The sequence below is a fragment of the Nonlabens tegetincola genome (genome assembly GCF_002117085.1).
GTDB lineage: Bacteria > Bacteroidota > Bacteroidia > Flavobacteriales > Flavobacteriaceae > Nonlabens > Nonlabens tegetincola.
In genome coordinates this window covers 2,390,463-2,404,595 of sequence record NZ_CP019342.1, presented here as the reverse complement: position 1 = coordinate 2,404,595, position 14,133 = coordinate 2,390,463, and the positions used below count along the sequence as shown (strand labels likewise).

Annotated in this window: 11 protein-coding genes; 7 read left to right on the top strand and 4 right to left on the bottom strand. The window is 35.8% G+C overall.

Annotated features, from left to right (window positions below; genetic code table 11):
- Nucleotides 1-227 precede the first annotated feature (227 nt).
- Both BST91_RS11090 and BST91_RS13120 read left to right on the top strand, forming a co-directional pair.
- Nucleotides 228-5,198: a fibronectin type III domain-containing protein gene (locus BST91_RS11090; RefSeq protein ID WP_085775408.1), complete on the top strand. Its 4,971-nt coding sequence runs from the start codon at nt 228-230 to the stop codon at nt 5,196-5,198.
- A gap of 9 nt (nt 5,199-5,207) precedes the next feature.
- Nucleotides 5,208-5,381, top strand: a complete 174-nt coding sequence (locus BST91_RS13120) for a hypothetical protein (RefSeq protein WP_157539248.1) — start codon at nt 5,208-5,210, stop codon at nt 5,379-5,381.
- A gap of 58 nt (nt 5,382-5,439) precedes the next feature.
- Here the strand turns inward: BST91_RS13120 and trhO are convergent, their stop codons facing one another.
- Nucleotides 5,440-6,477 carry an oxygen-dependent tRNA uridine(34) hydroxylase TrhO gene (trhO, locus tag BST91_RS11085; protein ID WP_042276862.1) on the bottom strand — a complete coding sequence of 346 codons (1,038 nt, stop codon included), beginning with the start codon at nt 6,475-6,477 and terminating at the stop codon, nt 5,440-5,442.
- A gap of 258 nt (nt 6,478-6,735) precedes the next feature.
- On the opposite strand from trhO, the gene recA reads away from it, so the two are divergent.
- From recA to BST91_RS11065, 4 genes are all read left to right on the top strand, one after another.
- Nucleotides 6,736-7,749: a recombinase RecA gene (gene recA / locus BST91_RS11080; protein WP_042276864.1), complete on the top strand. Its 1,014-nt coding sequence runs from the start codon at nt 6,736-6,738 to the stop codon at nt 7,747-7,749.
- Nucleotides 7,750-7,872: 123 nt separating this feature from the next.
- Nucleotides 7,873-8,298, top strand: coding sequence for a hypothetical protein (locus BST91_RS11075; protein WP_042276867.1), 426 nt, complete (start codon nt 7,873-7,875; stop codon nt 8,296-8,298).
- Nucleotides 8,299-8,307: 9 nt separating this feature from the next.
- Nucleotides 8,308-8,853: an RNA polymerase sigma factor gene (locus BST91_RS11070; RefSeq protein ID WP_042276870.1), complete on the top strand. Its 546-nt coding sequence runs from the start codon at nt 8,308-8,310 to the stop codon at nt 8,851-8,853.
- A 3-nt stretch (nt 8,854-8,856) separates the two neighbouring features.
- The gene (locus BST91_RS11065; protein ID WP_085775407.1) at nt 8,857-10,461 is read left to right on the top strand and encodes an outer membrane beta-barrel protein; all 1,605 of its coding nucleotides are present in this window, start codon (nt 8,857-8,859) and stop codon (nt 10,459-10,461) included.
- Between the two features lie 94 nt (nt 10,462-10,555).
- Here the strand turns inward: BST91_RS11065 and BST91_RS11060 are convergent, their stop codons facing one another.
- Nucleotides 10,556-11,296 (bottom strand): lysophospholipid acyltransferase family protein, encoded by a 741-nt coding sequence (locus BST91_RS11060; RefSeq protein WP_244895628.1) that lies wholly within the window; start codon nt 11,294-11,296, stop codon nt 10,556-10,558.
- A gap of 128 nt (nt 11,297-11,424) precedes the next feature.
- On the opposite strand from BST91_RS11060, the gene BST91_RS11055 reads away from it, so the two are divergent.
- Entirely contained in the window at nt 11,425-11,937 is a 513-nt protein-coding gene (locus BST91_RS11055; RefSeq protein WP_042276879.1) for an acyl-CoA thioesterase, read from the top strand.
- A gap of 7 nt (nt 11,938-11,944) precedes the next feature.
- On the opposite strand, the gene BST91_RS11050 is transcribed toward BST91_RS11055, so the two are convergent.
- On the bottom strand, nt 11,945-13,717 hold the full coding sequence (locus BST91_RS11050) for a MutS-related protein (RefSeq protein WP_085775405.1): 1,773 nt from the start codon (nt 13,715-13,717) through the stop codon (nt 11,945-11,947).
- 2 nt (nt 13,718-13,719) lie between these two features.
- Nucleotides 13,720-14,088, bottom strand: a complete 369-nt coding sequence (locus BST91_RS11045; protein WP_085775404.1) for an MmcQ/YjbR family DNA-binding protein — start codon at nt 14,086-14,088, stop codon at nt 13,720-13,722.
- Nucleotides 14,089-14,133 lie beyond the last annotated feature (45 nt).

Here is a 14,133-nt window from a genome sequence, read left to right as displayed (position 1 = left end):
GCTTTCGCCTATGTACATAGTGAAATAATTTTTCTCTAATAAAAACGGCGGTTTTGTGGAAATTAACTTGTGTATTAGTTAAATATAAACAAGAAAGTGCATAATTGGTTTGAGGTATTGTGTTTTTAATCTTACTAAAAGGTGTCTTTGTCTATTTTATTAATATAAAATTAACAATTAACGGTAATAGTTGTTTCTTTAAGGTTCTCTTTCAAAAACTATTGAATATGAAAGCACAACTACTTGTATTATTTTCTTTTATTTCTTTTTACGCGTTGTCGCAATCGACTATTAATATAACAACCTCTGGAGGAAGTTTTCCTAACGAGAAATGGGTTAGTATAACCACAGCTGTGGATGGTGGTGGAACTCAAGTGTGGGGTCAAGGTGATGGATCGTATAGCAATGGCGCAGGATTAATAAATCAAGACATTTCTATCGCTCCAGGAACTTATTATGTTAATTGTTATGATCAATACTCTGACGGTTGGGATGGAACGACTATTTCTGTTACTGCATACGGATCGGTAATAGGTGATAACGGTGGAAATTCACCCAGCGATCCATCAACGGTTGATGCAAGTTTTAATTGGGAACCAGGGTCACCAGAATTAGAATTGGAAGCTTCTTTTCAGATAATTGTACCTGTGCCACCTTCTTGTTTAAGCCCTAGCGTATTAAGTGCAAGTGCTATAACGCCAACCTCAGTAGACTTAGATTGGACTTCTGGAGGCAGCGGTGAAACTGAATGGGAATTAGAATACGGAGCTAGCGGATTTACTCAAGGAACAGGTACCATCGTATCAATTAATAGCAATCCTTATACTTTATCAGGCCTTATGGCAAATACTAATTATGATGTTTATGTAAGAGCAGTTTGTTCACCAACTGATTCAAGTGATTGGTCTTCAGTGGTAAATTTTTTGACCTTGCCTACATGTATTGCTTCTTCCTCATTAACTTCTTCAAATGTAACACCAACCTCTGTAGACTTAGATTGGACTTCTGGAGGCAGCGGTGAAACTGAATGGGAATTAGAATACGGAGCTAGTGGATTTACTCAAGGAACAGGTACCATAGTGTCAACTAATAGCAACCCATACACTTTATCAGGACTTACGGCAAATACTGATTATGATGTTTATGTAAGGGCAGTATGTTCACCAACTGATTCAAGTGAATGGTCTTCAAGTGAAAGTTTCACCACTCTTTGTAGCGCTTTTAATTTAGAATTTAACGCAGCAATACCTGCAAATCTCTCAGACAATTGTTGGAACGAAGCAGGCGATGGAACATTAGCAACTGGCCCAAGTAATTTAGGATCAGGATTATGGTATTCATCCAACTACGGTGGTACTCCTAGTAATGCTATTAATTTATATACAGACAATAGGTCAGATTGGGTACTATCTCCATTAATTGATGTAACGACATCCAATGCAACTGAAGTTAATATTACAGTAGCATTGACCGAAAATGCTAACAGTGGTTCTGGAGCAAGTTTAGGATCAGATGATTTAGTAGCTTTTGTGTATTCGGTGGATGGTGGTAATACGTGGGTTACGTTGCAGTCTTGGACTCAAGGAAATGAACCATCTGATACGGGAGAATACCTATCTTATGACATTTCATCTCTATCAGGACCAGTTCAATTTGCATTTTATGGAACCGACGGTAGTGTTAATGACACAGAGGATGTTTACTTCCATTTTAGCCAGCTTAGAGTAAGAGAAACACCTGCATGTTCAGAACCTTATTCTTTAGATGGAAGTAATATAGATTCCAATAGTATAGATTTATCATGGACAAGCGGTGGCAGCGGTGAAACTGAATGGGAATTAGAATATGGAGCTAGTGGCTTTACGCAAGGTACTGGTACTGTTGTAGTAGCTAACACCAATCCTTATACTCTATCAGGTTTATCAGCAAACACGAATTACGACGTTTATGTAAGGGCTAAATGTTCATTAACACATACGAGTTCGTGGTCAGGCGTTTATAGTTTTACGACATCATGTTTGATTTTCAATGTGCCTTTTACCGAAGGGTTTGAGTCAACAGCAACGGGAAGCACATCTTCACCGAATGCCCCAGACTGCTGGAATATGATAGATTCAGGCTCTGGTGCTGCTTATGTTTATGACAATTCTACAGTCAATGTCCAATCAGGTAATAAATCATTCCGTCTTTATAATGGTTTTAATACTACAGGGACCTATATGTTGATTTCTCCACAAATCGCTGAACTAACAACTGATGGAATTCAAGTATCATTTGGTGTTAAAGGATCAACGGGTCAAGAATTAGAAATAGGAACAATTACAGATGCTAATGACCCTGCTACCTTTACTTCTGTTGAGGTAGTAACACTAACATCATCATCATTTGAAAATGTAACCGTGGTAATTCCAGCAGGAACAGATTCTTATATGGCAATAAAACATGGACAAACAGGTTCTTACGATAGTTATTATCTAGATGATATTTCATTTACAATGGCACCTAACTGTATCATGCCAGCGGATTTATCTGCAGCTCCTTTTTCAAGTTCTGCACAAATCACATGGAGTGCAATAAATGGTGAAACCGAATGGGAATTAGAATACGGAGCTAGCGGATTTACTCAAGGAACAGGTACGGTAGTAAGTGCAAATTCAAATCCATATACTCTTTCTGGTTTAACTCCTGAAACTGATTACGATATTTATATACGTGCAGTTTGCTCTCCTACAGATACTAGTGATTGGTCTAGTGTAGTAAGCTTTGCAACCACATGTGCGCCGTTAACACCAAATACCATAGAAGATTTCTCAGTTTATTTACCGAATTGTTGGGAAGAAGCTACTGGTGAGATAGACACTTCATTGTCATTTGGATCTTCTGCATGGACAGATGATGATTACTTGAATGGGACTTCATCAAATTCGGCCAAATATAATATGTATACAAATACAACTGGACAATGGTTAATAAGCCCTTCGTACGATTTAGGCACAGGTAATAATTATGAATTAATTTTTGATATCGGAGCTACTGTATGGAATGGTACAGGTTCAGCAAGCTTCGAAGCCACTGACTCAGTTAGTCTTTTGATCTCAACAGATAACGGTGTGACCTGGTCATCTTCTAATGTGTTGCAAAATTGGTCACAAGGAACTGAACCTTCAAATAGCGGTGATTCTATTACCATTGATTTATCTTCCTATTCAGGTTTAGTTAGGTTCGGTATAATAGCGAAGGCAAGTAGCGCTGGTTCGTCAGACTTTGATTTATTCGTTGATGATTTTGGAGTACAGGCAGCTAGTACGGATTATACATGGAATGGCTCATCATGGATGGGCGGTAATAACCCAGAAGGGAATATTACAGCTAATGATAACTTAATAATTCAGTCTGGATCTACTGCTGTTTTATCAGCAGGAATTACAGCTGGTAATGTGACTGTTGAGTCTGGAGCATCGTTAGATGCGAGTGCAGGCGATTTAATAATAAATGGTAGCCTAGTTAATGATGGTAGTTTACTAGGTACAAATGCAATAGTCTTAAATGGTTCTAGTGCACAAGATATTTCTGGTACAGGTATCATCGATAATCTCACAATTGATAATACAAACAACGTTAATTTAAGTGGTACCCAGGACCTATTAGGAACACTTACTGTCGCAAATGGTAATTTAACAACAAATGGAGGTTTAACCTTTAAAAGTGATGCCTCTGGCACAGCCGTTTTAGCTCCATTAGGAGCAGGAGCTTCAATAAGTGGTAATGTAAATGTAGAGCGCTATATACCTGCTTCAAATAGAGCCTTCCGTTTTGTTGGTTCATCCGTTTCTGGGGAAACAGTTTTTGATAGCTGGCAAGAATCTGGTAACAATAGTACTGGTTTTGGAGTTCATGTGACCGGAACGACAGGAACAATAGGAAGTGTAAACGCTACCTCTGGTCATGATGAAACACCAACAGGTAATCCAAGTATGTTTAAGTGGAATGATGGAACTCAGTCATGGGACGCTATTACAAATACTAATTCAGAAATATTGAATACTGGAACCTACTATAGATTATATGTAAGAGGTGATAGAACGACTGATTTAAGTAATAATAACGCAGCTCAAACAGCCACAACATTAAGAGCTACAGGAACGCTGTATACTGGAGATATGAACATGACACCTACTATAGCAGATGGAGAATTCTTTGCCATGGCAAATCCTTATCAGGCCAAAATTGATATGGCTTCAGTTTCACCGGCTAATACTGGAGTTGATATGTATTATTGGGATCCTACATTAGGAGTAAAAGGTAATTATGTAGCAATTAATATAAGTTCTGGTACTGGTACCGCAGGTACAGCTAGTAACATTTTAGACCCAGGTCAAGCTGTGTTTTTTGCAGCAGCGACTGGAGCTACTAGTTTAACAGTAAGTGAGTCAGACAAGGTGACTGGTACTTCAAATCAGAACGTTTTTAGATCAAATCCATTAAATGGTTTTGTAGGAATAAAATTATTTCAAACTTCAAGATTAAATAATAATCTTTCGGAAAGTGATGGGATGTACATTCATTTTGATAACCAGCACAGTGATAATGTAGACTATAATGATGCCGTTAAATTAGATGGATTAAACGCAAATATCGCCGTACAAAAAGGCATCAATAAACTTGCAGTTGAACGACGCTCACTTCCTACAGCTTCTGAAACTGTAGTTTTAAACATATCTAATTATCAGGTTAATGATTATGCTATGCAAGTTTCAATTAACGAGCTTTCAAATGTGGATGTCTTTATTAAAGATACGTTTACGGGACAATTAACACCTGTATCTAATAACGCTACAACAAATGTATTCTTTAGTGTAGATTTCAATGATGTAAATACTATCAATTCTAACAGATTTGAACTAGTTTTTCAAACAGTTACTTTATCTACTGAAGAATCAACATTTGCTCAAGATCTAAGGTTGTATCCTAATCCTGTAAATGGAGATCAATTGCATATAGAGGTAAGTAATTCAGGTAATAATGAATTATCAGCCTTACTATTTAATAGTTTAGGACAAAAAATTAGATCTATTAATACTCATGTAACAACTAATGGAATTACAATAAGTGATTTAAGCAATTTAACAGCAGGAGTTTACTTCGTAACAGTAAGTAACGGAACAGATTCAACAACAAGAAAAATCCTCATAAAATAAAATCAAAACATGAAAGCAAAGTTATATATCACGCTTATAGTACTAATAGTAAGCAACTCAATTGTAATGGCACAACCAGGTTTTGATGACACGGTTGAAGACGTCGCTTTTATTCCTGGAATAGCACTAGCTATTGCTGCAGCATTAGGAATAGGAATAAGAAAAATTATGAAGAAAAAATAAATGTATAATTAAATCATTAAAAAAGGGCTTTCAATTTTGAAAGCCCTTTTTTTACTAATTAAACATGTTTTTTAAACTTAAGCTTTTCGCTTTTACCTTTCTTAAAAATATTGTTGCTATTATAGTGACCAGCACGTAGTTTTTTTTGCTCTTCTAGAGGAAGTTGGATAATGTCATTACATTCCTGACTACAACAGTTTTCATACTTTTCTTTACAAGAATCACATTGAATAAATAACAAGTGACAAGCATCATTAGCACAGTTTGTATGAGTGTCACATGGTTCGCCACATTGGTGGCAGTTAGCAATCACCTCATCACCAATCTTTTCAGACAATCTTTGGTCAAAAACGAAGTTTTTTCCTCTAAATTTATTTTCTAATCCCTTTTCTGTTACCTGTCTGTGGTACTCGATAATACCACCTTCTAATTGGTAAACATCCTTAAATCCTTTATGCTTGTAATAGGCACTAGCTTTTTCACATCTTATTCCACCAGTACAATACATTACCAGTTTTTTATCCTCTTTATGTTGCTTGATCTCGTTTTCTATAATTGGCAAGCTTTCTCTAAAAGTATCTACATCTGGAGTCCAAGCATTTTTAAAATGGCCGATTTCAGTTTCATAATGATTTCTCATATCCACAAGAATCGTGTTTGGGTCTTCAATTAGAGCATTAAACTGCTCGGCATTGACATGTTGACCTTTATTGGTCACATCAAAAGTCTCGTCGTTTAAGCCATCGGCAACAATTTTGTTACGAACTTTGACCTTTAGCTTTAAAAAGCTTTCGTTATCTTGTTCACGAGCGATATTTAGTCTTATATCTTTTAGGAAGTAGATATCGTCTAGAAAGTTCTTGAATTCCATAAAACGATCAGCAGGAATAGAGAGCTGCGCATTTATACCTTCATGGGCTACATAAATACGGCCTAATACTTCTAAATTGTCAAATGCGACAAAAAGATGATTTCTAAATAATTCTGGATTTCCTAATCGGGCATACTGATAGAAAGAAATCGTAAGGCGCTCTTTACCAGCCTCACGTATCATAGTTCTTCTTTCTTCAGCACTTAATTTGTTGTACAGTTGCATGCTATAAACAGTTAATAGTGTTGAGCTTGCAAAGGTATTGTTATTCTTTGAGTGAAACAAAACTCATTTTTGTAATGAAGTTCTTAGATAAAAAATAGTCTTTTAATCGTTCATTTTCTCTGTTTTCATTACGCTTTCGCGAAAGCGGAATAACATAATTTAATTTGCTTAAGCACTCAATTATAGTAGTTAATAATCTTATTGAATTCCAGTTGCAAATGCTTGAATCTCCCTTTATTTTTACGTAAAATATTTCAAATGGCAGACGATAAAGAAAAAGCAGCAAAATTAAAGGCGCTGAAGCTTACTCTTGATAAGCTAGATAAAGCATACGGTAAAGGTGCGGTGATGAAAATGGGAGATGTAGTGGTTGAAGAAGTAGATGCTATACCTACTGGTTCACTAGCTCTTAATTCTGCCTTGGGTGTAGGTGGTTATCCTCGTGGTAGGGTAATTGAGATTTATGGGCCAGAATCTTCTGGTAAAACAACACTTACCTTACATGCTATTGCCGAGGCGCAAAAAGCAGGTGGAATCGCAGCATTCATTGATGCAGAGCATGCTTTTGATAGATTTTATGCAGAGAAACTAGGTGTGGATCTTGATAATCTAATTATTTCTCAACCTGACCACGGAGAGCAGGCTTTGGAAATTGCCGACAATCTGATAAGATCAGGTGCTATCGATATCATTGTAGTTGACTCGGTTGCGGCGCTTACTCCAAAAAGCGAAATAGAAGGTGAGATGGGAGACAGTAAAATGGGATTACATGCTCGTTTAATGTCACAAGCTTTGAGAAAATTGACGGGTACTATCTCAAAAACTAACTGTACAGTAATTTTCATTAATCAATTACGCGAAAAAATCGGTGTGATGTTTGGAAATCCTGAAACAACAACCGGTGGTAACGCATTGAAGTTTTATGCATCAGTGCGATTAGATATAAGAAGATCTACTCAAATCAAGGATAGTTCAGGTTCTGTATTAGGTAACAAAACTAGGGTAAAAGTAGTTAAGAATAAGGTGGCACCACCTTTCCAAACTGCCGAGTTTGATATCATGTACGGTGAAGGTGTTTCTAAACTAGGAGAAATTATTGATCTAGGTGTTCAATATGAAATCGTGAAAAAAGCAGGTTCTTGGTTCTCCTATGAAGACACAAAATTAGGTCAGGGTCGTGATGCGGTTAAAACTATTTTAAAAGACAACCCAGATCTAGTCGACGAGCTTGAAGAGAAAATCATGAATGCTATTAAAGATAGTCTTTCATAACAACATTTAAATAATAGTAACTTTGTGACCAGCTGTAGATTACAGCTGGTTTTTTATTTTTTTATTTTTTCACGCAACCTTTTATATAGATATGCATCTATAGTATAGAAATGTAATTTGAATATGAAGTTGAAATCTTTATTGTTATCCCTTTTTGTTGTGTTATCAATAGTATCGTGTTCTATTGAAGATGATGGTCCACAGATAGCTTATTCTGCGGCAAAAGTGGTTGAAGTAAATATGCCAGACACCCTTGATTTTGGAACGACGCATATAGTTACTTTAAAAATAGAAAAACCTGCAGAATGCTTTGTTTTTTCAGGATTTGAGGTGATACCTACTTTAAATGAAAGAACGGTAACACCTGTATTGGTTTATAACGCAAATGATTGTTTTGCAGAAAATAACCCTAACAACGTTATTGAGGAAGAGGTCAATCTAAACTTTATAGCTGCCAGTAACGGTAGCTATGTGTTTAAATTTTTTAACGGATTGGATGCCGATGGGTTGCCTACTTATATTGAAATGACCGTTCCTGTAAGGGAATAAATTTATAATGTGGTTCAAAAAGAGCTTATCATATCATGTGCACAAGGAGATCGCAAGGCGCAAAGAGAAGTGTATGAACGTTTAGCTAGTAAGTTATACGCTAGTACACTCAAATACGCCCCAAATCAGGAAGATGCACAAGATATCTTGCAAGACTCTTTTATAACAATATTTAAAAAAATAGGTCAGTTTAGTCATAAGGGATCTTTTGAAGGCTGGTGTAAGAGAATAGCAATTAATGAAGCTCTTAAAAGATACAGAGGAACAAAAATTTATAAACTAGAAGACGAAGAACAAATTAAAGATGTAGAATTAGAAGTTGAAGATGATGAAAGCTTGACAATGGATGAACTTCTAGGAATGATACAAAAACTACCAGATCGTTATCGTATGGTATTTACATTATATTCTCTAGATGGTTACAGCCACAAGGATATAGCCCAAATGATGGAGATAACGGTAGGAACATCAAAGTCTAACCTTGCTAGGGCTAGATTTCATCTTAAGGATATGATAGAAAAATGGCGTGAGAATAATAATCATAACGCCAGCTAGAAAATGGCAGATAAAAAGAACATAGATAGAATTTTTCAGGAGCGTTTCAAGGATTTTGAAGTAACGCCACCACCTGGACTTTGGGAGAATATAGAACAAAAAATACCGTCTCAAAAACCAGAAAAGAAAGGTACGCCCATCTGGATATATTGGTCTGGAATAGCAGCAGCTATTGCGATAATTGTAACAACCGTTTACTTCTCAAATCAGTTTACTGATAATGTTGGGGTTCATAATGAGATAGTAACCACTCCAGACCTAGATCCTGACGTAGATGAAACAGAGGATAGAGCAATTTCTTATGAAGATAATAGCTCTTCTGTTTCGTCCACTCAGGATAATACCGAAGCTACAGATTCAAATACTAGTAGTCAGAGTAATAATACATCTATAAGGATCGATAACGATAACAATCAATCCATAATTAGTGATCAACAATCTAAAAATAATTCTGTTTTAAAGAAAAGTGATCGGGCAGGTGTATTGGTTAATAACTCATCCAAGTCTAGAATTAAAAAGAATTCAAAAGTTGCACAAAAAAGAGATTTACTATCAACTGATGTAGCAAATCAAAACTTTGCTCAAAATAATCTCAATAATAATGACAAAATTAAAAATGGAATTGGTGATAAAACTAATAATCCATTAGGTCAATCAATGGCCAATAATTCTCAAGAAACACCATCTAATCAAAGTGAAGTTGAAAATAACGGCATTAAGGCAACTAAAAGCAATCTAGAAAATGACCAGTCGTTGATGGCTCATAATAAGAAATTTACTGATAGTTTGAATAAACAACGGTCTCAAGAGTTGGATGCCATGCTAGCTGCTCAAAAATTAATGGAAGAGAAAAACGATTCAACCGCTACCGTATTCTCACCATCATGGCAAGGATCTAGTTTGATAGCACCAGTTTATTCAGATGTTTTATCGGGAACAGCCATAAACGATCAGGTAACTGAAAATGAAACTAATGGTAGTGTAAACTTAAGTGTAGGATTCAATGTTGCTTATAATTTTGCTCCACGGTGGAGCGTGAGAACAGGTGTGCACCGCATGAGATTAAATTATGGAACGCAGGATGTGGTGTATAACACAGGATTTGATTTTCTTGCCCGAGGAACTTCTAGTTCAACAGGCTATGACCCTAATGCTGTTTCCACTTCAAATCAAGCTCCTAATAATGTTGATTTACTAGCCTCTAGCTTTAATCAAGAGTTTGGTGCAACCACGACATTTAATGGTATTGAAGGTGAGCTTAGACAAGATTTGGGTTATGTCGAAGTGCCGCTCGAGGTTCAATATACCCTGATAGATAGTCAATTTAAGTTTAATGTATTGGCTGGTTTCAGTGCGTTATTCCTAACCGATAATGTTGTGGTCATTGAAAATGAAAAAGGAATAACAACCTTAGGTGAGGATTCTAATTTTAACACCTTTAATCAAAGTGCCAATTTTGGATTGGGTCTTGACTATAATTTTAATAATAAAATAGGTGTGAGTCTAGAACCTATGTTGAAATATCAACTCAATACATTACGTACCAATTCTGAAAATTTTAGGCCGTTTGCGGTGGGAATTTATTCAGGAGTTAGATATAGATTTTAAAAGTATAATTGAGCTTTAGTTAAGTTGAAACTCGATTAATTATGCAATGATGATGAATAACCGTTTCCTGTGCCATGGAGACGGTTTTTCTTTTTTATGATGCTCGTTCTAGTGATTGAAGAATTATTTGTCTTACGCTTTCGCGAAAGCGTACTTTATCATCCTGCAATGTCATACCAGTACTAGGTATACTAGGATGTACTATTGCTCTCATTTTTCCTGGACTTCCTTTAAAAAATTCAAATGGAAAACGCTTTTTATTATCAAATAAAGTGACGGGTAAAACAGGTATTTGATGTTCTATGGCAAGTCTAAAAGCGCCATCCTTAAAAGTGTCCAAGAGAATACTTGTGTCGTCGGGAACTCCACCTTCAGGAAAAATACAAATTCCTACGCCGTCTTCCATACGTTGTCTGGCTCGATCAAATACAGCTTTGCGGCTTTTTGGGTTGCTCCTGTCTACAAGAATACAAGTACGTTTATAGAAAAAACCAAATAAAGGGATCTTTGCGAGCTCTTTTTTACCTACAAAAACAAATGGATTTTTTGATATCAACAACATCATCATAATATCAGTCATGCTAGTGTGGTTTGCCACTAGCATATAGCTTTGATGAGGATCCATTTTGGCTAATCGTTTAATCTTTGGGAAGAATCCCATACCGTATAAAACGATGGCAGCCCACAATCTTGCAAGTTTAAAGAACCAATTGTAAGTTTTTTCAGAAATAGTAGTAAGAATTAACAATGGCATTAATACTACAATAGGAAGCCCTACTAGTACGTAGAACCACACTCGATAGACCGGCATTAATATGTAACGTACTATTTTCAAACTTTTTCAAAAATAATAAGAATTATAATGTTGAACGAGATAATGATCTCCACATTTTAACCTTAAATTCATCTAAAAGCTGGTAGGTAGTTAAGCTTATACGCTACTTTTGCAAAAAATTTCAAATTATGCAAGCTAAAACGCCATCGCAATCTTTTACAACGGTAACTGATATGGTATTACCTAGTGAAACTAATCCACTTAATAATTTATTTGGTGGTGAATTGCTGGCTCGTATGGATCGTGCAGCAAGTATTGCGGCAAGACGTCATTCTAGACGTATTGTGGTAACAGCATCGGTAAATAATGTAGCATTTAATAGAATGGTTCCTCTAGGTAGTGTTGTAACTATTGAAGCACAAGTAACTAGAGCCTTTAAAACTTCTATGGAGGTTTTTATGGATGTTTGGGTAGAAGATCGTGAGAGCGGTGAGAGAACTAAAGCCAACGAGGCGATTTATTCGTTTGTAGCAGTTGACGATACAGGTAGACCGGTTCAAATTCCAGCCATTACACCAGAAACTGAAGAGGAAAAAATGCGTTATGATGCGGCTTTAAGGCGTAAGCAATTAAGTCTAGTTCTTGCTGGTAAAATGAAAGCTGCTGATGCGACTGAACTTAAAGCTTTATTTGAAGAATAAGTAAGGCTTATTCAACAATTCCCATTTTACGCAACAGGAAGCTGGCGTTCATATTGTGAGCTACTCCAGTTTTACATTTATAATCAAAATGTAATTCATCATTTACAACTTCTGCATCAAAATAGTAATTTTTAATGCCAGGATAATCGTTTGCTACCTGTGTTAGGCTTAAATCATGTGTGGCTATAATTCCTGTTGCGCCCAGTGAATTAAGTTTTTGTACTAATTTTTGTGATCCAATAGCTTTGTCCTCACTGTTTGTTCCTTTTAAAATTTCATCTAAAACAATGAAATAAGGAAACTCTTCAATGCTATTCATAATGTATTGTAATCTCTTTAATTCACCGAAGAAGTATGAGGTGTCATCTTGTATTGAGTCTGTAGTACGCATACTGGTGATTAGCCTAATAGGAGAATATACAACATCATGAGCACAAACTGGAAGTCCGCAATTTGCCATAACGATTAGTGATGACACGGTTCTAAGAAAGGTGCTTTTTCCAGCCATGTTGGCTCCGGTAATGATGAAAAACTCGCCTTGACTTATAGATACTGGATTTCCAATCGCTTTTTCTGGATTTAATAAAGGATGTGAGGCTTTGGTAGCTTGTAAGGTAAACGGACCAGATTTGATACTAGGATAGGTATAGGTTTGGTTATTATAGGCATAATTAGCCATACTATTAATGGCATCCACCTCTTCAATCATACTTATCCATGTACCTACTTTTTCTTTATACTCACTTATCCAACGTTCTATGTAGCTCATTTGCTTAAGATCCCATAAACCTAATGCATTTGCCATAAATCCAAACAACATGTTATGCCTTTGATCTAACCTACCTAGAGCTTGTGAAAAATCATGCATAACGCTAGATGCTTTTTTATCCTGTGTTTTAAGATTGTTTTGGATTTCCAACAGTAAAGATGATTGAAACTCTTGATTCTCAATAATTGCAATTAGTTTTCCATATTGAGCAAAAAAATCTTCAAGCGGTGTAATTACTTGAGCTACTTGATTCACTTTTTTAAGATAGCGCCTTGTCACTAATAGAGCAATGACAACACCTACTGATGCTAAATAACCGTTTAAACTAGTAAAGCTATACAAGGCAATAAGCACTATGTTAACAGTGAGAATTATAGACCACACCCATGAATAATATTTAGGTACAAATGGTTTATAATTTGTAAACCAATGAGCAAAGTTTGTAGCACGATCTATAGAAATCAATCTTGCAGTAGCCATGTAGTTTTGCCTAAAATTAAGTTTGCCAGATAGCTCTTTAATCGCTATTTGCTTTTCAATTACATCAATAGGTTGATTGTGAGTTAGCTTTCGCGAAAGCGTAACTTCACCACCTTTTGTAGCACACCTATTTATTTGTTGAAATAATGAACCCTTACCAAATAAATCTATATCGTGTGAGTAGTCATGAGTTGGATTTTTATAAGCATCACCATCAACAAAGGAATCAAATTCACCTTGGACGGCTAAGATTTCCTTTTCATTAATTTCGATTAATAATTGATGAAAATCTTTTTGATTTTTTAAATTTTGGTGGTTCTTTACTAACCATAGAAATAGGGCGCCACCAGTACCTAAAATTAATGTTAGGATACCTATTTTACTCCAGAAATAATATACGCTTACAGCTAAGGATAGGAATAAAACTAATCTTACAGCACTGCTCAATGATAGTTTTTTCTTAATAGCTTCAACCTTGCCTCGGTTGATTTCTATCCTTTCTTTATAGGTGTTTAATAGGTCTAATATCATGTTTAGAGTAGCTGTAATTCTTGCTTTTGTTTTTTAGTGAGCTTATTTACTACAAGCTTGTAACTATGATCGATCCACGTTAACAGTTCGTCATCGCCCATGTCTTCATTTAAATAGACTGTATTCCAATGTTTCTTGTTACTATGATAGCCACCGATGACAGTTCCCTTATACTTTTCACGTAATTGTATAGCTTTTTCAGGATCGCATTTGAGATTAACAGCTGGCTTACCGTTTTCCCAATGTTCTAATCCTGTTAGACAATACATTTTTCCCATAACCTTAAAGACTAAGGTTACCTGATCAAACGGAAATTCTTCTGTGGTACCCTTTTTCGACAAGCAATAATCTCTAAGTTGTTCTACATTCATGATTTAAATTTGTCTAAAAATACAAAAGCAGCTCTTTTAAAAGAG